This is a genomic window from Collinsella sp. AF38-3AC, from assembly GCF_003474365.1.
Lineage (GTDB): Bacteria > Actinomycetota > Coriobacteriia > Coriobacteriales > Coriobacteriaceae > Collinsella.
Genome location: NZ_QROM01000002.1, coordinates 19,870 through 42,641, shown reverse-complemented (window position 1 = coordinate 42,641; position 22,772 = coordinate 19,870). Strand labels below are relative to the sequence as shown.

Here is a 22,772-nt window from a genome sequence, read left to right as displayed (position 1 = left end):
GGGAACGGCAGGATTGCGGATCATCGTGGCGCTGGTCTATCTATGTGATCCGTTTTCCTCCGCCCCCTAAGGACCATTTGGGTAGACTCTTGGGGTGTAAACGACCATCGATAGTTAGGAGGCGCCATGGGGCGCAATAATAAGCATAAGCGTGGAGCTCGCAATAAGCGCGGGCCGGTGCGCAGCGAACGCCGTCCGAGCCTGACCGGACGCGTGCAGCTCCATGAGCATAGCGCCTACGTTGTAACCGAAAACGGCGACTACAAGGTCATGGGTCGCGGTAAGCGCGAGATCATGGATGGAGATACCGTTGCCGTGAGCATTAAGAACAGCCCACACGGTGAACGGCGCGCCGTGATCGAAGGCGTGGTTGAGCGCGCAGCCATAAGCGTGGTGGGCACGTACCAGACCGCCGGTCCGCTTGGTGTGATCGAGCCGCTCGATTCGCGTCTGAAGGCCGACTTCTTCATTCTGCCCGAGGATACCTCGGCGGATTGTCTGGGCGTCCACCCGGGTGATGCCGTTGTCGCGCGCATTTTGACCTACCCGACGCGCCTGGAATCGGGCACCGTGACGATCGAGCGCCGCATTGGCGGAGATGACGCGCCCGATTTGGGCGTTCAATATGTGATGGCGCGTTACGGCTATACCGATAGCTATCCCGAGGCCGCGCTGGACGACGCCGAGGAACTTTCGCTCGATGTGACCGCGGCGCTTAAAGATCCGCTTCGCCGCGACCTGCGCGACCGCTTTGTCATCACGATCGACCCGGTCGACGCGCGTGACTTTGACGATGCCATTTCGCTGGAGCGCACACCCGGGGGCGGCTACAAACTGGGTGTGCATATCGCTGACGTTTCTCACTATGTGGCTTGGAACGGGCATATCGATCTTGAGGCTCGCCATCGTACGACATCGGTGTATCTGGCCGATCGCGTGCTTCCCATGCTGCCCGAACGCCTGTCCTGTGACCTGTGCTCGCTTCGCCCTGACGAGGACCGTCTGGCGTTTACCGTTGACATTGAGCTCGATGCGCAGGGCCGCGTTCGCCATTACGATCCGTACCCCAGCGTGATTCGTTCGCGTGTGCGCATGGATTATGACGGCGCCGAGGCGCTGCTGGTGCGTGCCGGCGCGGTTGAGTATTCGGTGCTGGAGGGTGCGGCCGAGGATGTTGCGGCTGCCGAGACCTCGCGCGAGGAAGCGCTTGAGCGCGGTCTTGCGTGCGAGGAGGCCGCTCGCGGCTGCAACGTCGATCTCGGCGATTTCCTTGTCGCCGCCAACGAACTCGCCGAACTTCGCCGTCGCATTCGTCGCGCCCGCGGCTCAGTCGATTTTGACACGGCCGAGATCCGCGCTCTATTGGATGAGGACGGAGTACCCATGCAGATTGTCGCGCGTGAGCGTTCGTGTGCTACGTCGCTTATCGAGGAAGCCATGCTGCTCGCCAACGAGTGCATTGCAGAGTGGCTGGCAGACCGTGATATCGAGGCCTGCTATCGCGTGCATGAGGATCCGAGCCCCGATAGCCTGCACGGTGCCGCCGTTGCGCTGGCGCAGCTCGGCATCATCGACGATCGCCGTGCTGCCGGTATTGCCCTGGGGAGTCCCGATGAACTACAGGCTGCAGTTGATGCTGCCGCCGGTACGGCCAACGCACCGCTCGTCAACACGCTGCTTCTGCGCAGCATGCAGCGCGCGCTGTACAAACCGCGTAACGAGGGCCACTTTGCGCTCGCCGCGCCGTGCTACTGTCACTTTACGAGTCCCATCCGTCGCTACCCCGATCTGGTGGTGCACCGCGTGCTCAAACTGCAGTTGGCATACGAACAGCTGGGTGGAAAAGACGCCTTAGTGCGTACGCCCAGGCTGATCGGAAAAGGCCGGGAGTCGCTTCCGCGCATTCTGCCGCAAATTTGCCGTGCGTGCAGCGATGCCGAGCGCGCGGCCGACGCCGCCAGCCACGCGACGCAAAAGATCAAGATTGCCCAGTACTACGAGGATCGCCTGGGCGAGCGCTATGCCGGAACGGTCTCGTGGGTTAGCAGCATGGGCCTCTTTGTGCGCTTGGACCTGACGCAGGTCGAAGGCTTGGTTTCGATCAAGAGCCTGGGCAACGAGTGGTTCGAGTTCGACGAGGATACGCTTACGCTGACGGGCGCCGACACGGGCACTCGTTACGAGCTGGGGCAGCGCGTGATCATCGAGGTCTCGCGCGTCAATACCACGCGCGGGCACTTGGACTTTAAGCTTATCCATTAGCTAAATCCCGACTCGTGGCGGGAGAGTGGAGGGCGGTCTTTCGGGGCCGCCCTCCGCATTTGAATCGTGGCTACCTTGCCGTCTGCTCGGCCGCCCGCTTACCTGCTATTTGAGAGGTAAAACCTACCAAAATAAACCTGTCCCTTTTTGGCAGGTTTACAAGAAAGCGGGGATGAGATGGCGACGGTGTACGGTTATGCGCGGGTGAGTTCGCGCGATCAGAATCTTAATCGGCAGCTGGATGCGCTGGGCGCCTATGGCGTGGGCTCGGCGAATATTTATGCCGACCATGCGAGCGGCAAGGACTTCGATCGACCGCGTTATCGCGAGCTGCTGCACGTCCTGGGAGACGGGGACGTGCTGGTGGTGCTTTCTATCGACCGACTTGGTCGTAATTACTCCGAGATTCTTGAGGAATGGCGACGCATTACCAAGGAGCTCGGAGTTGCCATTGTGGTGTTGGACATGCCATTGCTTGACACGCGCGCCAGGGCCAGCGGCGCGCCGGATGTGACCAACACCCTGATTGCCGATATAGTGCTGCAACTGCTGAGCTACGTGGCGCAGGTGGAGCGCGAGAATATCCATCGGCGCCAGGCGGAGGGAATTGCAGCGGCGCGGGCGCGAGGGGTCCGTTTCGGTCGACCTCGCAAGCCGTGCCCTCCTCAGTTTGAGCTGGTGCGCGATAGCTATGAGGCAGGCGATATTACCCGCAGCCAGGCGGCAAAGCGCCTGGGCGTGTGCGTGGGGACGTTCGATCGCTGGATGCGCGAGTCGGGGTAGGGGTTTGCGTCGCTTTGTCGCTTCCTGTTGCGATTCAAATTTTGATACGGTGACGATGCCATTTGGGGCTACACTCGCTGATATTCAAAAAAGGAGGTTGGCCCTTGGCGCGCGTAAAACAAATAATCGGATGGACCGCGATTGTTCTGTTCGTTGCAACGCTGGCGGGCATCTGGGTGCTGACGGAGCAAAATGCGGTGGAGACGTCGTTGCTGAGCGAGTCCACCGCGCGTGTGGTGGAGGGTCAGGCTACGGGCGTTCAGGCTGCCGATGCCACGGGTGAAGCCCAGACAGAGAACGGAATGACCGGGCGCTCCGATTCGGCTGCCTCGAATGTCCGGTCTGGCCGACTTGCTTCCATTCGCATGTGGGTGGGCACAAACGTCCGTCGCGTTGCCCATACCGTAGAGTTTTTCTTCGTCGGATTATTCGCCTCCGTGGTCGTGGTTTGTCTTTCCAGGCGTCCGTGGAGCGTATGCTCCCGTTGCGTGCCCGTATTGCTCTTTTGCGCCGCCTGCTCCGTTGGCGATCAGGTGCATAAGATCTTTGTTCCCGGCAGGCATTTCGACGTTATCGATTTAGGATTCGATGCTGCGGGCTATGTCACCGCCATGCTGTTGGTATTGCTGGCAGCGGCGTTGGTGCGCCATGCGACTCGGCCGATCGGCGCCCATGCGAGGCGCTAGCCGGTAACAAACCCGTTTCTGATAATGCAACCTCGTTGAATTATTTTGTGTCGCGCGTATTTCCGAGCGGTCGGATTTGAGGGGCGAGCGGTAGAACGCTCGCCCTTTGTGCGCCACGATGCGGCACAATGTACCGCAAAAGCTGTTTGTATCCGGTACGAATCGTTCGTTGGTCTTTAATTCTTCTCAACGGAGGTGTTTGAGATGGCAAACGGATTGCTTTTGCGGCTTCGCGAGCGTGAGCTCAGCGCGAGCCCGGCGGAACGCAATGTCATCGCATATGTAAGCGCTCATCCGCACGAGGTGGTCGGGCTGTCCGTCCGCGGTCTTGCCGATGTCACGTTCTCCTCGCCCTCGAGCATTTTGCGCTTTTGCAAGCGTTTGGGTTTTGCGGGCTACAAGGAGCTCCAGCGCGAACTGATTGCCGAGCTGGCGCTCTTAGGTGACAAGAAAGACATAGCCCTCGAGGACATCTCCATGGATGACAGCGTCGAACGTATCGTGGGGAAGGTGATGAAAAGCAACGTGCGCACGATCGAGGCGACGGCGCGAACGCTCGATTACACCGTCTTGGAGCGATGCGCGGCCCGTCTTAAGCGGGCACGCGCGGTCAATCTGTTCGGTATTGGTGCCTCTCGTTTGGTCGCGCACGACCTGGCGCAAAAGCTCATGCGTGTCGACAAAGAGTGCCATCTGTACGACGACTGGCATGATCAGCTCTTATGTGCCAAGAACATGCATGAGGGCGATATGGCAATCGCCTTTAGCTACTCGGGCTTGACGCAAGAGGTGCTGGACTGCACCGCCGAGGCTCAACGCCACAACTGTCCCGTTGTGGCCGTTACCAAAGTAGATGGATCATCCAAGCTTGCCACCATGGCCGATGCCGTGCTCGGCGTCGCTGCGAGTGAACCCTTGGTCCGCAGCGGTGCCATGGCTTCGCGTATGGCCCAGCTTATGGTTGTCGATGCCCTGTACGCTGCTTACGTTGCCAGCGACTACGAACGGGCGACGCATGTCATTAAGCAAAACTACATCGAGAAACAGGAAAGATGAGGTGAATGAAATGCTCGATTTAACAAAATTCACGACCGAACAGCGTAATCAAAGGTCAATGGACCTCGATACGATGACATCGCTGCAAATCGTCACGACGATGAACGATGAGGATCTTCGTGCCGTCCAGTCAGTCACGAAAGTGCTGCCCCAGGTTGCCACGGCAATCGACTGGGCTGCCGAGGCGCTCGAGCGCGGCGGGCGCGTCTTTTACATGGGCGCAGGCACCAGCGGTCGTCTGGGCGTACTCGACGCTTCGGAGTGTCCACCCACGTTTGGCGTGTCACCCGATCTGATTGTCGGGCTCATTGCCGGAGGCGAGACGGCGTTTATCAAGGCTGTCGAAGGTGCCGAAGACAGCGAGGAGCTTGGCGCGAACGACCTGCGAGAGCGTGGACTCTCGGACAAGGATTTTGTCGTTGGCCTGGCAGCAAGCGGCCGTACTCCTTATGTGGTGGGCGGCCTTGTGTACGCCAAGGCAATTGGGTGCAAGACCATTGCAATTGCCTGCAACCAAGGGTCGAAGATCGGGGAGAGCGCAGATCTTGCCATTGAGCCCGTGCCTGGTCCCGAGGTGCTGACCGGCTCAACGAGGCTCAAGGCGGGAACGGTTCAAAAGCTCATCCTCAACATGATTTCGACCGGTGCCATGGTCAAGATCGGCAAGGTATACCAAAACCTGATGGTCGACGTGCAGCAGACGAACGAGAAGTTGGTGGTGCGCGGACAGAACATCGTGATGGAGGCGACCGGCTGCACGCGCGAGCGCGCTGTTCAGGCGCTTGCAGATGCCGACGGCCACGTAAAAACCGCTATTGTCTCGGTACTGCTGGACTGCGATGCCGAGCAGGCTGCGGTAGCTCTTGAGCGGGCGCGCGGCAATGTCCGTGCTGCGGTGAGTGGCCATGAGAAGAGCAATGCCGATGCCCAATAGGTGCGCGGCGTGAGCTGATATGACATCCAAACGAGATACCCAATACAAGGAGGAGTTATGACGAACAAAGAGCTGGCTCAAAAGCTGCTGGACCTTTTGGGCGGTAAAGACAACGTGCTCGCAAACGCGGCGTGCATGACGCGCCTGCGCGTGACCGTCAAAGACACGGGCAACGTCGACACGGAGGGTATTAAGGCACTCGACGGCGTGATGGGCCTGGTCGAGGACGACACGATGCAGATCGTGCTGGGTCCGGGCAAGGTGAATAAGGTGCTCGAGGAGTTCTCCAAGCTCACCGGCCTTGCGAAAGGCGTTGCTGACGAGAGCGTGGTTGACGCTGCGGCCACAAACAAGGCCGCGCAGAAGGCCAAGTACGAGTCCAAGCCGGTTCAGGCCTTCCTCAAGAAGATTTCCAATGTCTTCGTCGCCCTGCTTCCCGGCATCATTGCGGCTGGTCTCATCAACGGTATCTGCAACGTCATTAACGTCTCGACGGCAGGCGCGCTTGCAGGCGAGTGGTGGTACCAGGGCATTCGTTCCATGGGCTGGGCCCTGTTTGCCTATCTGCCCATCTTGGTGGGCTATAACGCGGCACGTGAGTTTGGTGGCTCCGCTGCGCTGGGCGGCATCGCCGGCATGATGTGTATCGCCAACAGTGCCATGCCCCTGCTTGCGCCTGGCGCGGCTGATCCTGCCACTGCCATTCTGCTGCCGCTTACCAATGCGCAGTACAACCCCGCAGCGGGCGGCATGATCGCGGCTCTCATCGCTGGTGCATTTTTTGCCTGGATGGAGCGTCAGATTCGCAAGGTTATGCCCAACGCACTCGACACGTTCCTGTCCCCGTTGCTGGTGCTCATCATCGGCGCCTTTGCTCTGATGCTCGTCATCCAGCCGGTTGGCGCATGGCTGACGACTGCCATCTTTAGCGTTTTGACCTTTATCTTCGAGAAGCTGGGCGTCCTGGGCGGCTATATCCTGTCGGCGGGTTTCTTGCCGCTGGTGTCCGTCGGCCTGCATCAGGCGCTCACGCCGATCCACGCTATGCTCAACGATCCCGACGGCGCTACCAAGGGTATCAATTACCTGCTGCCCATCCTTATGATGGCTGGCGGCGGCCAGGTCGGTGCCGGTCTGGCGCTGTACTTTAAGACCAAGAACGCCAAACTCAAGAAGTACGTCGCCGAGTCCATTCCCGTTGGAATCCTGGGTGTGGGCGAGCCTCTGATGTATGCTGTTACGCTGCCGCTCGTTCGCCCGTTTGTGACGGCCTGCCTGGGTGCCGGATTTGGTGGCGCGCTCGCGGCGCTGCTTCACATCGGCACGGTTTCTCAGGGCGTTTCCGGTCTGTTTGGCCTGCTGATCGTCGTTCCGGGCCAGCAGCTCGGCTACGTTGCCGCTATGCTGCTTGCCTATGCCGCCGGCTTTGTCCTGACGTGGTTCTTTGGCGTCGACGAGCAGAAGATCAACGAGTTCTTTGGCGAGTAGTTTGATATCGCGAGCCGTGTTGCTCAGAGCTCGCGGCGCGCGGCAGATTTCTTGATGCTATGGTTGTGCCGGCGGGGCTAACTGCTCCGCCGGCCTTTTTTAAAGGAGCGTTGAAGCGTGAAAACGGGTATTTCGATTTATCTTTCCAGCCCTCTGCAGGATATTGAGCGGACGATTGAGCGCGGTGCTGCGGCGGGTGCGCGCTATGCGTTTACCTCACTGCATATTCCCGAGGATGGGGGAGCGGCGTATGCCGATAAGGTCCGTCATGTGCTGTCGCTGCTTTCCGCCCGCGGCATTGCGCTCATTGCCGATGTGGGGCCGCGCACGTGCGATTTGCTCGGGCTTGAGCGCATCGAGGACCTGCGCGATCTGGGGTTGGAATACCTTCGTTTGGACTATGGCTTTAGCGCCCAGCGGGTCGCGGAGCTGTCCGGTGTATTTCGCATTGTGGTCAATGCATCGACGGTGAGTTCTGATGAAATCGCATCGTGGCGTGAGGCCGGTGCCGATGTGACTCGTTTTGCCGCCTGCCACAATTTTTACCCCAAGCCTTATACCGGCTTAGCTCTGGAGGACATTGCTCGGGTGAATCTTCGTCTTGCGGCGCTTGGATTCGAAATCATGGCTTTTGTGCCGGGTGATGCTAACGTTCGCGGGCCGGTATTCGAGGGGCTGCCGACGGTTGAGACGCAGCGCGGTCGCGCGTCAAAGGTTGCCCTCAACATGCTTGAGCTCGCACATGGCGCCGATTGCGACATTGTGTTGGTCGGCGACCCCGATCTTTCCGATGCGGGCTGGGCGCAGTTTGCTCAAGTTTCCGCCGGATACGTGGACTTGCAATGCGAGCTTGAGTCCAGTTATGCCTACGTACGTGGGCAGATTCATCACGACCGGCCCGATTCGAGCGTCCTCATCTTTAGGTCTCAGGAGTCGCGCACGACGCATAAGCCGGATTCCGTGCCGACGGATGCCGGAGCCGGCCTGCCGCGAAAGGCGGGGTCGATCGCTGTGAGCAATAGCGGCTATGGGCGCTACGAAGGCGAGCTTGAGATTGCTCGGGTCGATCTTCCCGGTGACGAGCGCATGAACGTTGCGGGCCATATCACGCCCGAGGCAATGGAACTGCTGCCGTTCATCAAACGCGGATTCGGGGTACGGTTCGTTTAGCGTGTGACCCGTGGGCTACAATTGGGCCATCGTGCGAAGGCGCCTCGTGTGGCGTGTGCCTGCGTTGGCCGATCTATATTCGGAGGATTCCCATGACTGTACTGTTTGTTGAATATCCCAAGTGCTCGACCTGTAAGAAGGCTAAGGCATGGCTGGACGAACACGGGGTAGAGTATATCGACCGCGATATCGTTTTGGACAATCCCACGGCTGATGAGCTTGCGACCTGGATTGCTCGTTCGGGGCTGCCGGTGCGGCGCTTCTTTAATTCGTCGGGCATGAAATATCGAGAGCTGGGCCTGAAGGCGCGTCTGGATGCGGGCATGACGGATCGGGAGTGCTACGAGCTGCTGGCGACCGACGGCATGCTGGTCAAGCGTCCGCTGCTGGTGGGCGACGACTTTGCGATTCCCGGCTTTAGGGAAGCGGCTTGGGCCGAGGCGTTGCTGTAGCGGCTGCGGAAAGTGCGACCCGTTTTGAGCGCTCGGGGCGGGACGTGTTTTCCATCGGCGGGCTCGCTCGGCTCAATCCTCGAGCTGTGTCCATTCGTGCGGATCGTAGACCTTTACGTGCTTGTTGGGCTTGCCGCTCCAGTACTCCTCGTCCATAAAGGGCAGATATGCCTGAACGCCGGGGCAGATAAAGGGAATCCGCTGCTGTTGCAGTCGCTCGCGCTGGCGCTGCTCCAGGTGCGCCTCGGATATGACGGTCGGCATACCGGACAGCTCGACGAGGCTTGCCTGGATTCGCTTAAGGTCGGGGAGTCCCGCGTGCCATGACATCCGCATGATCAAAAATGAGGCGCGGCGGTAGTTTGCCTGCATCACCGTGATGGCGGGGCGCAGTGTGGGATGGATCTTGTCCCGTTCGGGCCAAAGGTCAGCAGTGATCTCGAGGCCCAGGGTCTCCCATAGGTAATCAAGCTCTTCGTCCACGGCGCCTCGATATCTACGCGATCATTGATACTTCGATTGTGTTGCCTGGTGCTATCGTTTTCGCGGTAGAATCTGCCAACGGTTGACGGCTACCGCTCGCGGCGTTTTGCCCTTCGTGTGCAGCGGTCGGCTTCACAGGTCCTTCACGGGCTGGACTAAATTAGGCCAATTTGACTGAATTTCAAAAAAGTCAAAATTGGGGCTTGCGTCACGGCGGTACTTCCCGTATATTTCTTTCTTGCGCAAAGGCACAGCCGAGCGCAGCGATGCAGTCATTGGGATGTCGTCTAATGGCAGGACAGCGGATTCTGGTTCCGTCAATGGGGGTTCGACTCCCTCCATCCCAGCCATTGCATTTGCTACATATGGCCCGTTCGTCTAGCGGTTTAGGACGCCGCCCTCTCAAGGCGGAGATCACCAGTTCGAATCTGGTACGGGCTACCAAAATTGAACGCCCGGGCCTCGTAAGAGACCCGGGTTTTGCGTATTGACCGATATTTAAGGCGCGCGTTGAGTCTGCCGCCCGGACCGAGGAGTTGTCATGGACCTGCCTATCAGCTTGGAAGACATCACGTATGCCGAGAACTATCTGGCGCAGGGCGACCTGGCTACGGCGACGCCGCTGCTGGAGCGTCTGGTTGAGCTCGCCGAGGAGTATATCGACGCTGAGTGCAAGACGGAGGAGAAGCGCCAGTACTTTAGCTTCGATAGTAAGTTTGAGCGTCTGGCCTATCGCCGCGTGGAGAAGGATCCGCGCGAGCTGGTGCAGGTCGAGGTTCCCTTTGACCGCCTGTACTCCGACATGGCGTTTGCCTACATCCGCCAGCAGGATTATGTGAGTGCTCGGAATGCCCTGATGCAGGCCGTGCGTTGGGATCCCATGAACTGCAACTATCGCTTGGACTTGGCCGAGCTGTTCCGTGCGCTCGAGGACAAGCAGGAGTGGGCATCGCTCTCGTTCTCGGTGCTGGAGCGCGCGAGCGACGGTAAGTGCGCCGCACGCGCCTACACCAACTTGGGTCAGTACTTCTTGGAGCCCGAGACCGAGAACATTTCGGCTGCCGTGGGCTGCGCGCGTCTGGCGCTGCGCCTGGCGCCCAATGATGCGCATACGACGCGCCTGCTCAATAAGATCCATACCACCTATCCGGATGCCGCCGATGAGAGCGACGACCACGTGATGGGTGAGCTCGCCCTGCAGGGCGTACCGACCTCGCCTTCGGCCGAGATTGCCATTTGTCTGATTATGTGTGCGACCGACGCTGCGAGCGACGGTGACAAGCAGGAGGCTACGCGCCTGACGGTCCGTGCCCGCGACCTGGTGGGCGAGGAGGCATGTGCGGCGATCATTAAGCTGGTGCGCGAAAGCGATGCCGAGCTCAACGCCGAGCGCAAGGCCAAACGCGAGGCCGCGAGCGGGAAAGCCGATGACGCCGAGGAGGCCGGCGATGCCCAGTAAGCGCGAGCGCAAGCTCATCTCCAAGAATCGTTCGGCGCATCACGAATACTTTATCGACGAGACGTTCGAATGCGGCATTGAGTTGAGCGGTACCGAGGTCAAGTCGATTCGCGAGCGCGCCTGTCAGATTACCGATACTTTTGCGCTGATTCGCGGCGGCGAGTGCTGGCTGGTGGGTTTGCACATCCATCCCTATAGTCACGGTGGCGTGTGGAACCGTGATCCCGATCGCCGGCGCCGTCTGCTGCTGCATCGCAAGGAGATTGATTTTCTTGACGGCAAACTACGCAACCGCGGTTATGCACTGGTGCCGCTCGAGCTCTACTTTAATACCGATGGTCGCGTTAAGCTGCTGTTGGGCCTGGGCCGTGGCAAAAAGCTCTACGACAAACGCGAGGACATGGCCAAACGTGACGTTCAGCGCGAAATCGATCGCGCGCTTAAGGAGCGTAATCGCTAAGAGTTGATATCCGGGCGGGGAGGGATATTCATCCATCACTGTTGTCGTACTCCCGGTCTGCTCCTCGCAAGTTGCGGTGGAATAGTTCCTGTTTGTTGGGTATCCAGGCTTAAACAGGGACTTTTCACCGCAGCTGCGTGTGTCTCATTTTTCTTACCGTTCTGACACATATGTCTCATTGGGGGTATATACATCTGCAAGGCTCAATTCCGAGTTAGGGGAGTGGTCGTTTTGGATAAAACTGCGTTCTTTACGATGCCGTGCGGGCTGTATGTGGTGAGTGCCGCGGCAGATGGGTCGCGCGCCGGCTGCATTATCAACACCGCGGTGCAGGTGACGTCCACGCCGCCGCGCATTTCGGTTGCCGTGAACAAGGAAAATGTCACGTCTAGCGTTATCTCGTCTGCCAAGGCCTTTGCGCTGACCGTGATCGATCAGACGGCCGATATGCCCTACATTGGTAACTTTGGATTCCGTACCAGCAGCAACTATGACAAATTTGCCAAGTACGAGACGCGCGAGACCGCACTGGGCATGCCCTATGTTCCCGAGCATGCGGCAGCCTTGTTTAGCTGCCGTTTGATCGACACAGTGGATGTGGGCACGCATCTACTGTTTATCGGCGAGGTCGAGGATGCCGAGCGCCTGAGCGACGAGACGCCGCTCACCTACGATTACTACCATAAGGTCCTGAAGGGCAAGACGCCGCCCAAGGCGTCTTCGTACCAAGGGTAGAAATGCGGTAAAACTTCTTGCATTATATTATTAAGAATATATACTAATTAAGCAAAGTACATCAGCAGCCACGTTCGAGAGGAGAACATCATGGCCGAGGAAAAGAAGACGTACAAGTTCGTGTGCACCGTTTGCGGTTACGAGGTAGAGGTCGACACGCCCGAACTGCCCGAGGATTACGTGTGCCCGGTGTGTGGCGTCGGTCCCGATCAGTTTGAGCTCGTCGAGGAGTAGCTCGTAGACACACGACTTGCAGCAACATATAGCTCTGTCCAAGGGCCCCGGTCGGATATCCCGGCCGGGGCCCTTTTCCTCCGTCCCCAAGGGATCACGGCTGCTATAGCCGATCCTGTCTGTTGTGAGTCCGGCCGACCTTTTGTCTTAACCTGCAACATCTAACGGCTCAAAACGGGTCTTCCTGTTACAGAACGAGACAAACCAAAACCATCATTCTCAAAATCTCAATCTATAACATTTAGGCACGTAAACCCCCTCTACTTGTTACAGATCGAGACAAAAGGTTGGGGCTGAAGAAATATCTCGTTGTGTTAGACCGCTTTGGATACTGGGACTTTTCCTATAATCTTTCTTGCTTAGATAGCAGGCGAAAGCGAAGGAGCTCCTATGGTCACCAAGGATGATGCGTGTTGGATAATCGGCCTTTCCGCAGGTGCGGGCATTGGCGTATACCTTGATGGCGGCTGGGGCGTCGATGCGCTTGTCGGGCGTGAGACCAGGGCTCATAACGACATCGACCTGTTCGTTCAGCGCGGGGATTACCAAAGGTTCGTGGATCTAATTGCTGATGAGGGGTTTTCCGAGGTGGCTGCATCTTTCACCACCGAAGATCACACGGTGTGGCAAGACGAGGCGGGGCGCATCGTCGACCTGCATTGCTTCGATTTCGCCGAGAATGGCGATATTCTGTATCAGGGAGATCGTTTTCCCGGGGAGGTCTTTTCGGGGAGGGGGCGCATCGGCGAGGTGGAGGTGTCGTGCATCGACCCCGAAAGCCAGCTGTTGTTTCACTTGGGCTATCAGCATGACGAGCACGACGCCCACGATGTCATGCTCCTATGCCGTGAGTACGGTTTCGACGTTCCCGAAGAATATCGCTAGCTGTTGCTATTTGCATCGGGGCACGACTTCAGCGCTTGCCGCAGATGCGCTGCGCCAGACCGCCCTGGACATCACGCCACGCCGTATATGGCCCTCCGCGCACGCGAGTCCCATTTCGCCTGCTTGATCCAGTACTCGTAGAACGGATAGGGGGTCACCTTGTACTGGCGCCAGGTCTTCTCGTACGTGCCGCGGGCTGCCTGCCTCACTATGAGCTCGGCGAGCTCGTCCGCGCTCCTGCGGACCTTGAAGCACCATGTCCACTTGAACCAGGCGAGGTAGTTCTCGAGGCGTCTCGTGGAGACACCCCGGAACCTGCCGATGAAGTGCCTCATCTGGGAGTGGAGGCTGTTCACCCTGTTGATGGCGTGCTCCTCCCTCTTGCTGGCGATGTGCGCGCCGACGCCGAGGGCGGGCAGGACGCGGCGGTACACGTGCGCACGGTCCGTCGAGATTATCGCGCCGACCGCGAGCTTGTCGGCGAGCAGCTCCCTGGCTGCCGCCTCGTCGAGGCCGCCCCTCCCCGCGATCTCGTAGAAGATGTCGCCGGCGTCGTTGATGCCGGTGAGCACGCATATCTTCTCGTGCCCGTCGGTTCCCTGCGACCTTGTGCGGGGCTTCCTGGGCATGCCGGACTCCGACCTGGAGCGGTTTCCCTTGAAGCTCTCCCTGAAGAAGCACTCGTCGAGCTCGGCCCCGCCGCCGGCCTCCACGCGGAAGGCGGGCATGCGCTTGGCCATGGCCTCGAGCAGCCTGTGGCGCATGAAGAACGCCGTCTTGAGGCACACGCCGCACTTTTCCGCCGACTCGCGCAGCGGGAGCATGTCCACGTGGCACTCCGCGAACCTCATCCAGGCCGACCTGTCGAGCTTGGTGGTGGAGAAGATGCGCATGGTGGCGTCGGTGAAGGTCCTGGCGCACCCTCGGCAGAGGAACCGCTGACGGCCGCGCCCGTCTCGCCCCCTCTTCACGTAATGCGGGGAGCCGCACCAGGGGCAGGCTCTGTCGGGATCGTCTTCCGCCCCCTCGCTTGCCGCGAGTTCGAAAAGCTCCGCGTCTATCAGCGCCTTGAGCGATCTCAGGACCCTGCTCTTCTCGGCAGCCGTCATCTGCGGGAGGAACTGCCTCGTCAGCTGGGTGAGCACGTCTTCCATTGCAACCTCCATCTCTCCTGATGATGGAATTGTCACAACCGGGGCCCCGTCGCGTGTACTGCGTGCAGGACACTTATCCAAAGTGGTCTAACACAACGAAATATCTCGATCTGTAACATCTGGGCGAGGAAATTGGGTCCACTTGTTACAGATCGAGACAAACTGAAACTATCTCTCAGAAAATCTCAATCTGTAACATCTAAGGGCTCCAAGCGGCCTCACTTGTTACAGATTGAGACGTTTTATCTGGACAGTCACGCCATCCCATTACATCCCCGTTAGCAGCACGATGTCGAGAATCGTCACGATGACACCGATCCCTACGAGCAACGCGTTGAGCGGGCGCGAGTTGGCGTATTTGCCCATGACGCGGGGCGAGCTGGTGAGTCGTATGAGCACAAAGACCGTAATCGGCAGCTGAAGCGACAACAGTGCCTGACTCCAAATGAGACCCTCAAAAGGATTCGGGACGACCAGGCACGCCGCCACTGCGCCGACGAAACAGGCCGCCACTCCGATCGAGGAATGTCGGTCGTGGATGTCGTATTCCTCGTCGAATATGCCCGCGGTGATGGTGCCCGCCGCCATGCCCGCCGTCACGCTACTCGATATGCCCGCAAACAGCAGTGCCACCGCAAAGATGGTCGAGCTTGCCGGGCCCAGAATGGGGGAGAGCGTGGCCGCTGCGACGGCGAGGTCGTCTACGACAATGCCGTGCGCAAAGAAGGTCGTTGCGGCCAGGATGACCATGGCCGAGTTGATTGCCCAGCCCACACCCATCGAAAAGAGCGTGTCGAAGAGCTCGTAGCGCAGGCGTTCTTCGATAACCTGCTCGCCTTGGCCTTCGAAGTGCATGGATTGGATGACCTCGGAGTGCAGGAAGAGATTGTGGGGCATAACGACCGCGCCTAGGACACTTACGATAATCGCGACTGAGCCGGTGGGCATACTGGGTGTAATCCAGCTTGTGGCGGCTTGCGGCCAGTCGACCTTGACCAGCGCAAGCTCGGCTAAAAACGAAAGTCCCACCACGCCCACGAAGGCGATGATCCAGCGTTCGGCGCGTTTGTAGGAGCTTGTCATGAGCATGGCAATCGATGCCGCCGCCACGATGATGCAGCCGGCACGTACGGGCAGGCCAAAGAGCATTTGAAGTGCGATCGCACCGCCCAGGACCTCGGCCATGGCGGTGGCGATGGTCGCGAGGTAGGCGCTGCCGAGCACCGCGCGTCCCACGATGCGGGGGAGGTAGCGTGTCGTGGCCTCGGCAAGACAGGCGCCCGTGGCGATACCCAGGTGTGCCGCGTTGTGCTGCAGCACAATGAGCATAATCGTGGACAGCGTGACGATCCACAGCAGCGCGTAGCCAAACTGCGAGCCCGCGGCCATATTGGAGGCCCAGTTGCCCGGGTCGATAAAGCCGACGGTGACGAGCAGCCCGGGACCGATATGCCGCGCAATGTCTAGGCCTCCGTGACCACCGGTGCGCGGGGAGTCAAAGTGATGTTTGAGATGGTTGATCATGGCGCGCTCCTGCGTGCCGTTTGTTTGACGCCACAAAGGATACCCGTTTTAGGCTCGAAAGTTAACCAAGACTAATAAAATTGCCGTATTTGAATGGGATGGTGAAAGGGGGCTGCCGAAATGTCTTGATCTGTAACAACTGGGGATGGAAATTGGGCCTAGGTGTTACAGATCGAGACAGGAAGAAATGGTCCTATGGAAAATCTCGTTCTGTAACAGCTGACCGCCAAAGCCGGCCCTTCGTGTTACAGATTGAGACATTCGGAATTGTCTCTCGAAAACATCTCAATCTGTAACAGTAAGTCGTCGAAATTGGGTCTTCCTGTTACAGATTGAGATGTTTGAAGCGGTGAGCTTACAGGCCGAACTTGGGGCCCTTGTTGTCGCCCTTGAGGTCGGCGGTGTCCACTCGTAGAGCGTGCGTTACGCGATTGTTTCGAAACGGGCGGGAAACACAGCGGGCCGGCGATGCTCCTAGTATGCCTATTCAACTGACTGTCTTATATCTAGGGGAGGATCGCGATGCAGGCAGATTCCGCTCAGCAGCAGGGCCTTTATCGCCCCGAATTCGACCACGATGCATGTGGCATCGGCGCGCTTGCCGATATCAACGGCGAGCGCCATCACCAGATTCTGGACGACGCGCTGTCCATTTTGGTTAACTTGGAGCACCGCGGCGGCACGGGACTCGAGAAGAACACCGGCGACGGTGCCGGCATCCTGTTCCAGGTTCCGCATCACTTTTTTCGAAAAGAGGCTCAAAAGTGCGGTCAGATTCTGCCGGCGGAGGGCGACTATGGCGTGGCCATGCTGTTCTTTCCGCAGGACGATAAGGGCGTAGAGGATGCCCGTCGCGTGTTTGAGGAAGGCTGCGCCGAGGCCGGCGTGCCGCTGCTCTTTTGGCGCGAGGTGCCGGTCGATCCGCACGACCTGGGCGAGACGGCCCGCGCCTGCATGCCTACTATCTTGCAGGCCTTCCTGGGCCGTCCGGACGACACGCCCGCCGGTGATGCCTTCGAGCGCCGCCTGTACGTGTGCCGCCGTACCATCGAGAAGAAGGCCGACGCTGAGTTCGCTCTGCGTGACAAGATCTTCTACGTGTGCTCCATGAGCTCGCGCACCATCGTGTACAAGGGCATGCTGGTCGCCACGCAGATGCGCCGCTTCTTCATTGATCTTAACGACGCCGCCGTCAAGACGGCTGTGGCGCTCGTCCACTCGCGCTACTCCACCAACACCACGCCCAGCTGGGAGCGTGCGCACCCCAACCGTTTTATCATTCACAACGGCGAGATCAACACCCTTAAGGGCAACGTCAACTGGATTCGCGCCCGCGAGCCCAACCTGTACAGTCCCGTGCTGCAGCACGATCTTGAGCGCGTGATGCCCATCATCAACCGCGAGGGTTCCGACTCCGCGATTCTGGACAACGTTCTCGAGTTTTTGGTTATGAACGGTCGTCCGCTTACGCGTGCCGCATCCATGCTGCTGCCCGAGCCGTGGGACCACAACGATAGTCTGAGTGAGGAGCGTCGCGCCTACGACGCCTACCAGTCTATGCTCATGGAGCCTTGGGATGGTCCGGCGGCCATCGCCTTTACCGACGGCCGTACCCTGGGTGCCGCCCTCGACCGTAACGGCCTGCGCCCGGCTCGCTACTACGTGACGCGCGACGGCCGCTTTATGCTGGCGAGCGAGGTGGGCACCATCGAGGTGCGCCCCGAGAACATCCTGACGAGCGGCTGCCTGGGACCGGGTCAGATGCTCGAGGTCGATTTTGCCCGCGGCCGCGTGATCTACAACGACGAGCTGCGCGCCCGTTACGCCAAGGAAAAGCCCTACCGTGATTGGATTGCCGAGGAGACGCTGACCGTCGACGCGCTCGATGAGCCCGTTGCGGCAACACCCGCCGAGGACGCCGAGGTACCTGCCGCCGTGCGTATGGCCAAGCTTGGCTATCACTGGGATGATGTTGACGAGGTCGTGCGCCCCATGGCCCAGCAGGGCAAGCCCCCGCTCGCCTCGATGGGTATCGATGCGCCGCTGGCCTGCCTGTCCAAGAAGACGCGTTCGTTCTTTGACTACTTCTATCAGTTATTCGCCCAGGTCACGAATCCGCCGATCGATGCCCTGCGCGAGCACATGGTCACCTCGACCACGCTCTACCTGGGTAACCACGGCAACCTGCTCGAGGATTCCCGCACGGCCTGTCAGCTGGTGCGCTTGGAGCGCCCGTTGCTCAACGAGGAAGAGCTCGACCACATCTGTGCCATCGACCGTGTTGGCTTTAAGACCCGTCGTTTCCGTGCCGTCTACCGCCGCGATGCCGGCGAGGGCGCGCTGCAGGCTGCGCTCAAGCAGCTTGCCGAGGACGTTGAGGCTGCGGTCCGCGACGGCGTGAACATCGTGGTGCTGAGCGACCGCGCCGGAGCGGGCGAGGTGCCCGTGCCCTCGCTGCTTGCCGTGGGCTGTGTGCACAACCATCTGATCCGCGCCGGTGTGCGCACCTTTGCCGATATCGTGGTGGAGTGCGGCGACGCGGTGTCCTCGCACGACTTTGCGGCACTGGTGGGCTACTCCGCGAGCGGCATCTATCCGTATAACGCGCATGCGTGCATCCGAGATCTGGCTGCGCGCGGCGATCTGGACGTGACGGCCGAGCAGGGCATCGCCAATTACAACAAGGCTGCGACCGCCGGCATCGTCTCCATCATGTCCAAGATGGGCATCTCCACGGTGCAGAGCTATCATTCCGCGCAAATCTTCGAGGCCGTGGGCTTTACGCCGGAGTTCGTCAACGCGTACTTTGCCGGCACGGTGAGCCGTGTGGGCGGTATGGGTGTCGAGGACGTTGAGCGCGAGCAAAACGAGCGATACGACGCCGCGCTCGCTATCCTTAAGAGCCCGGCTCCCGATCAGCTGCCCACACTGGGCCTGACCAAGTGGCGCCCGCTCGGCGGCGAGGATCACCTGATCGACCCCCAGACTGTCTACCTGCTGCAGACTGCCTGTCGCGAGGACAGCTACGACACCTTTAAGGAGTACAGCGCCCGCCTGCACCGCACCGGTCGTGCCGTGCGCCTGCGCGACCTGCTGGACTTTAATGCCAGCGGCCGCACTCCGGTGGCACTCGACGAGGTCGAGCCCGCGCTCAACATCGTCCGCCGCTTTAACACCGGCGCCATGTCGTACGGCTCCATCAGCAAAGAGGCGCACGAGTGCATGGCCATCGCCATGAATCGCCTGCATGGACGTTCCAACTCGGGTGAGGGCGGCGAGGACCCGCGTCGCGAGACCCCGCTGGCCAACGGCGACTCCAAGAACTCCGCCATCAAGCAGGTGGCAAGCGCGCGCTTTGGCGTGACGAGCCGTTACCTGTGCAGCGCCTTCGAGATTCAGATCAAGATGGCCCAGGGCGCCAAGCCCGGCGAGGGTGGCCACCTGCCCGGTAAGAAGGTCTACCCCTGGATCGCCGAGGTCCGTCAGTCCACGCCCGGCATCGGCCTGATCTCGCCTCCGCCACACCACGATATTTACTCCATCGAGGATCTGGCAGAGCTGATCTTTGACCTTAAGAACGCCAACCCCGGCGCGCGCGTGTCGGTCAAGCTGGTCAGCGAGGCCGGCGTCGGTACCATCGCCACCGGTGTGGCCAAGGGTGCTGCCGACAAGATCTTGATCAGCGGCCACAATGGCGGCTCGGGTGCCGCTGCGCGCGACTCTATCTGGCATGCGGGTCTGCCGCTGGAGCTCGGCCTTGCCGAGGCCCAGCAGACGCTGCTGCAAAACGGCCTGCGCTCGCGCGTGGTGCTCGAGGCCGACGGCAAACTCATGGACGGCACCGATGTCGCCGTCGCCTGCTTGCTGGGTGCCGAGGAGTTTGGTTTTGCGACCATGCCGCTCATCTCGATGGGCTGCCTCATGCAGCGCGACTGCCAGCAGGATACCTGCCCGGCCGGCATCGCCACGCAAAACTGCCGCCTGCGTCGTGGCTTCCGCGGCAAGCCCGAGCACGTCGAGCACTTTATGCTCTTTGTTGCCGAGCAGCTGCGCGAGGTCATGGCGAGCCTGGGCTTCCGCACCGTCGACGAGATGGTCGGCCATCCCGAGTGCCTGCGCCAGATCGAGGTCCCGGGCAACCGCAAGGCCAACCTGCTCGATCTGTCGCCCGTGCTGGCGAGCGCGACCTGCGAGTTCGGTGCCCACATTCCGGGTGCCGACGGTCGTCACTTCCTGCCGCAGATGGCTGCCGACAGTGAGCTCGACAAGACGCTCGACTCCACGCTGTTTGTGCCCTACACGGCCGATGCTCGTGCGCACCTGCGTCCGATTCGCTTCCGCGCCGATATCGCAAACGTCAACCGCTGCGTTGGCACCATTCTGGGCAACGCGGTGACCAAGGCGCATCCCGAGGGCCTGCCCGCCGGCTCCATCACCATCGATTGCGATGGATCGGCTGGTCAGAGCTTTGGCGCGTTCCTGCCGCGCGGCATTACGCTCAACGTGTGCGGTGACGCCAATGACTACTTTGGCAAGGGCCTTTCGGGCGGTGAGGTGTCGGTGCGCCCCAACCCGCATGCGACCTTCAAGTTCGACGAGAACATCATCGTGGGCAACGTTGCGTTCTTTGGCGCTACGAGCGGCCGCGGCTTCATTAACGGTCTGGCCGGCCAGCGCTTTGGCGTGCGCAACTCCGGTGCTACCGTGGTGGTCGAGGGTTGCGGCAACCACGGCTGCGAGTACATGACGGGCGGCCTGGCGCTCATCCTGGGCGAGGTCGGGCAGAACTTCGCCGCCGGCATGACAGGTGGCGTGGCCTATGTCTTTGACCAGTACGGCACACTCGATGCCCGTGTGAACCACGAGAGCGTTGAGCTCAAGGCCCCGACGGCCGACGAACTGGCGCAGATTCGTGCGCTCATCCAGGAGCACGTGGACGCGACGCAGAGTCCGCGCGGCATCAAGCTGCTCTACAGCTTTGAGACGATGAGCAAGCACTTTGTGAAGGTCATTCCGACCGAGTACGAGCGCGTGCTGGCGATTGTCGCCGCGGGCGAGGCTGCCGGGAAGACGCATGCTCAGGCCGAGGAGCTGGCGTTTGACATCGTGACCGGTCGCGCGAGTGCCGCGGATGTTGCTCGCTTCGATGCTGCGGGCGATGCTGCGGGCGCTGCGTCCGTGGCTGCCAGCTCTGTTGCTTCGACCAAGAAGGAGGCGTAAGTGCCATGGGTAAGCCCGGTGCTTTTCTTGATATCGATCGCGTGACCCATGAGCTTCGCCCCGTGGAGGAGCGCAGCCATGATTTCGATCCGCTGTACGTGGAGCTCGACGACGATGCGCGTCGCGCCCAAGCGAGCCGCTGCATGATGTGCGGTGTGGCGTTTTGCCAGATGGGCGCGAGCTTTGGCAAGGCACGCCCGAGCGGCTGCCCGCTGCATAACCTGATTCCCGAGTGGAACGAGCTGGTGTACCGCGGCCGCTGGGACGAGGCGGCCGAGCGCCTGTCGCTCACCTCGCCCATGCCCGAGTTTACGAGCCGCGTGTGTCCGGCGCTGTGCGAGGCCGCGTGCAACCTGGGTTCGGTCGACGGCCAGCCCACGACGATTCACGATAACGAGCGCGCGATTAGCGACCATGAGTGGGCCAACGGCGGTCCGCGCCGCTTTGAGCCGGCGGGGGAGGATGCGCCCACGGTCGCCGTGGTTGGTTCTGGACCGGCTGGTCTGGTGGCTGCATGGGAGCTTGCGCGTCGCGGCGCCCGTGTGACGGTGTTTGAGCGCGATGACCGCCCGGGCGGTCTGCTCATGTATGGCATTCCCAACATGAAGCTCGAGAAGTCCGTGGTCGAGCGTCGCGTGGCGCTCATGCGTGAGTTGGGCATTGTGTTTGAGCTGAGCGCCGATGTGACGGACCCTGCGGTGGCAGCCAAGCTCGATGGCTTTGACGCTGTCGTGGTGGCTGCTGGTGCTCGTGCCCCGCGCGGGCTTTCGGCTGCGAACATCGAAGCGCCCGGCGTGGTGTATGCCGTGGACTACCTGACGGCTTCGACCGTCTCGCTGCTCGATGGTGGCGAGCTCGCGGTGGACGCTCGCGGCCTGGACGTCGTGGTCATTGGCGGCGGCGATACCGGCAACGACTGCGTGGGTACCGCCGTGCGCCAGGGTGCGCGCAGTGTGCGCCAGTTTGAGTTTTTGCCGGCCGCGCCCGATAAGCGCGCGGCGAGCAACCCCTGGCCGCAGTGGCCCAACGTTAAGAAGACCGACTACGGCCAGCAGGAGGCTATCGCTGCGATGGGTGGCGAGATGCGTGCCTGGGGCGTGGATACGCTCGAGGTGCTGCTGGACAAGAAGGGTGCGGCTGCGGGCCTGCGCGTGGTCGATCTGGATTGGTCGGCGGGAAAGCCCGAGCACATCGCGGGCTCCGAGCACGAGGTGCCGGCGCAGCTGGTGCTCATCGCCTGCGGCTTTACGGGTCCGGAGCACAGCGTGTTCGAAGCTGTCGGCGTGCCTGTTGCCACGGCCGGGCGACCTCTGCCCGTAATGGTTGCCGAGGGTTCGCATCGTGCAGCTCGCGTGGATGGCGTTGCTGCGGATGCCGCGCCGGTGTTTGTTGCCGGCGACGCCCGCAACGGCAGCTCGCTCGTGGTGAACGCCATGGCCGACGCCCTGGCCTGTGCTACCGAAGTCGCAGACGCGCTGGAGCTGTAAGGTAGTCGCCCACAATCGAATCAACAAGGGCTGTCCCCAACTGCCGGCACAAAAGGAACGTCCCTAAGTGCCGACAGTTGGGGACGTTCCTTTTCTGTCGGCATTCGGGGACACTCCTTGCGGATTTGCGAGCGATTTGCTCGTTTGTCGACGTACGGGTGTTCATTTGTCGACTTTTTGGGCTGTGGTCACCTGTTGTTTCTGTGGTGGCTGCGGGCATCTGGCTCAAAAGGGCGAGTTGGCTGTCTATGTCTACCTGCGGTTTCTTTGCGGTGCGCTCATTCGGTCAATCTTTTCGTC

At 60.6% G+C, this 22,772-nt stretch carries 18 protein-coding genes and 2 tRNA genes; 17 read left to right on the top strand and 3 right to left on the bottom strand.

Annotated elements, in window-relative coordinates; genetic code table 11:
• The first annotated feature begins 126 nt into the window (after positions 1 to 126).
• The 8 genes from DW029_RS01510 (at position 127) to DW029_RS01475 (ending at position 8,831) form a co-directional block, all read left to right on the top strand.
• The gene (locus tag DW029_RS01510) at positions 127 to 2,262 is read left to right on the top strand and encodes a ribonuclease R family protein (protein ID WP_118345104.1); all 2,136 of its coding nucleotides are present in this window, start codon (positions 127 to 129) and stop codon (positions 2,260 to 2,262) included.
• Positions 2,263 to 2,439: 177 nt separating this feature from the next.
• Positions 2,440 to 3,045 carry a recombinase family protein gene (locus DW029_RS01505; RefSeq protein ID WP_117734384.1) on the top strand — a complete coding sequence of 202 codons (606 nt, stop codon included), beginning with the start codon at positions 2,440 to 2,442 and terminating at the stop codon, positions 3,043 to 3,045.
• 104 nt (positions 3,046 to 3,149) lie between these two features.
• Entirely contained in the window at positions 3,150 to 3,731 is a 582-nt protein-coding gene (locus tag DW029_RS01500) for a VanZ family protein (protein WP_158572587.1), read from the top strand.
• Between the two features lie 204 nt (positions 3,732 to 3,935).
• Positions 3,936 to 4,787: a MurR/RpiR family transcriptional regulator gene (locus DW029_RS01495; RefSeq protein WP_118345102.1), complete on the top strand. Its 852-nt coding sequence runs from the start codon at positions 3,936 to 3,938 to the stop codon at positions 4,785 to 4,787.
• A gap of 10 nt (positions 4,788 to 4,797) precedes the next feature.
• Complete coding sequence (gene murQ / locus DW029_RS01490) at positions 4,798 to 5,721, top strand: N-acetylmuramic acid 6-phosphate etherase (RefSeq protein WP_118345205.1); 924 nt, start codon at positions 4,798 to 4,800, stop codon at positions 5,719 to 5,721.
• Between the two features lie 57 nt (positions 5,722 to 5,778).
• Positions 5,779 to 7,209 carry a PTS transporter subunit EIIC gene (locus DW029_RS01485; RefSeq protein WP_035137407.1) on the top strand — a complete coding sequence of 477 codons (1,431 nt, stop codon included), beginning with the start codon at positions 5,779 to 5,781 and terminating at the stop codon, positions 7,207 to 7,209.
• 117 nt (positions 7,210 to 7,326) lie between these two features.
• The gene (locus DW029_RS01480) at positions 7,327 to 8,379 is read left to right on the top strand and encodes a MupG family TIM beta-alpha barrel fold protein (RefSeq protein WP_117798610.1); all 1,053 of its coding nucleotides are present in this window, start codon (positions 7,327 to 7,329) and stop codon (positions 8,377 to 8,379) included.
• A gap of 92 nt (positions 8,380 to 8,471) precedes the next feature.
• Positions 8,472 to 8,831, top strand: coding sequence for an arsenate reductase family protein (locus DW029_RS01475; protein ID WP_006235321.1), 360 nt, complete (start codon positions 8,472 to 8,474; stop codon positions 8,829 to 8,831).
• A 72-nt stretch (positions 8,832 to 8,903) separates the two neighbouring features.
• Here DW029_RS01475 and DW029_RS01470 read toward each other — a convergent pair whose 3' ends face one another.
• Positions 8,904 to 9,314, bottom strand: a complete 411-nt coding sequence (locus DW029_RS01470) for a hypothetical protein (protein WP_117734388.1) — start codon at positions 9,312 to 9,314, stop codon at positions 8,904 to 8,906.
• 276 nt (positions 9,315 to 9,590) lie between these two features.
• Here DW029_RS01470 and DW029_RS01465 point away from each other — a divergent pair.
• From DW029_RS01465 to DW029_RS01435, 7 genes are all read left to right on the top strand, one after another.
• Positions 9,591 to 9,664: transfer RNA gene (locus tag DW029_RS01465), tRNA-Gln, on the top strand.
• 17 nt (positions 9,665 to 9,681) lie between these two features.
• A tRNA-Glu gene (locus DW029_RS01460) sits at positions 9,682 to 9,758 on the top strand.
• 97 nt (positions 9,759 to 9,855) lie between these two features.
• On the top strand, positions 9,856 to 10,773 hold the full coding sequence (locus tag DW029_RS01455; RefSeq protein ID WP_118345101.1) for a hypothetical protein: 918 nt from the start codon (positions 9,856 to 9,858) through the stop codon (positions 10,771 to 10,773).
• Entirely contained in the window at positions 10,763 to 11,233 is a 471-nt protein-coding gene (gene smpB, locus DW029_RS01450; protein WP_006235325.1) for an SsrA-binding protein SmpB, read from the top strand. The genes DW029_RS01455 and smpB overlap by 11 nt, the downstream gene beginning before the upstream one ends.
• 231 nt (positions 11,234 to 11,464) lie before the next feature.
• Positions 11,465 to 11,968 carry a flavin reductase family protein gene (locus tag DW029_RS01445; protein WP_117743517.1) on the top strand — a complete coding sequence of 168 codons (504 nt, stop codon included), beginning with the start codon at positions 11,465 to 11,467 and terminating at the stop codon, positions 11,966 to 11,968.
• A 90-nt stretch (positions 11,969 to 12,058) separates the two neighbouring features.
• On the top strand, positions 12,059 to 12,202 hold the full coding sequence (locus tag DW029_RS01440) for a rubredoxin-like domain-containing protein (RefSeq protein WP_035137395.1): 144 nt from the start codon (positions 12,059 to 12,061) through the stop codon (positions 12,200 to 12,202).
• Between the two features lie 390 nt (positions 12,203 to 12,592).
• Positions 12,593 to 13,087, top strand: coding sequence for a nucleotidyltransferase domain-containing protein (locus DW029_RS01435; RefSeq protein ID WP_117635919.1), 495 nt, complete (start codon positions 12,593 to 12,595; stop codon positions 13,085 to 13,087).
• Positions 13,088 to 13,158: 71 nt separating this feature from the next.
• Here the strand turns inward: DW029_RS01435 and DW029_RS01430 are convergent, their stop codons facing one another.
• Both DW029_RS01430 and DW029_RS01425 read right to left on the bottom strand, forming a co-directional pair.
• A complete protein-coding gene (locus DW029_RS01430) occupies positions 13,159 to 14,241 on the bottom strand; it encodes an IS1595 family transposase (RefSeq protein WP_158553197.1) in 1,083 nt (360 codons plus the stop codon).
• Between the two features lie 267 nt (positions 14,242 to 14,508).
• Positions 14,509 to 15,765 carry an Nramp family divalent metal transporter gene (locus DW029_RS01425; RefSeq protein ID WP_118345100.1) on the bottom strand — a complete coding sequence of 419 codons (1,257 nt, stop codon included), beginning with the start codon at positions 15,763 to 15,765 and terminating at the stop codon, positions 14,509 to 14,511.
• A 522-nt stretch (positions 15,766 to 16,287) separates the two neighbouring features.
• Between DW029_RS01425 and gltB the strand changes: the two genes are divergently transcribed.
• Positions 16,288 to 20,985 (top strand): glutamate synthase large subunit, encoded by a 4,698-nt coding sequence (gene gltB / locus DW029_RS01420; RefSeq protein WP_118345099.1) that lies wholly within the window; start codon positions 16,288 to 16,290, stop codon positions 20,983 to 20,985.
• Positions 20,986 to 20,990: 5 nt separating this feature from the next.
• Positions 20,991 to 22,472 carry a glutamate synthase subunit beta gene (locus tag DW029_RS01415; protein ID WP_118345098.1) on the top strand — a complete coding sequence of 494 codons (1,482 nt, stop codon included), beginning with the start codon at positions 20,991 to 20,993 and terminating at the stop codon, positions 22,470 to 22,472.
• Positions 22,473 to 22,772 lie beyond the last annotated feature (300 nt).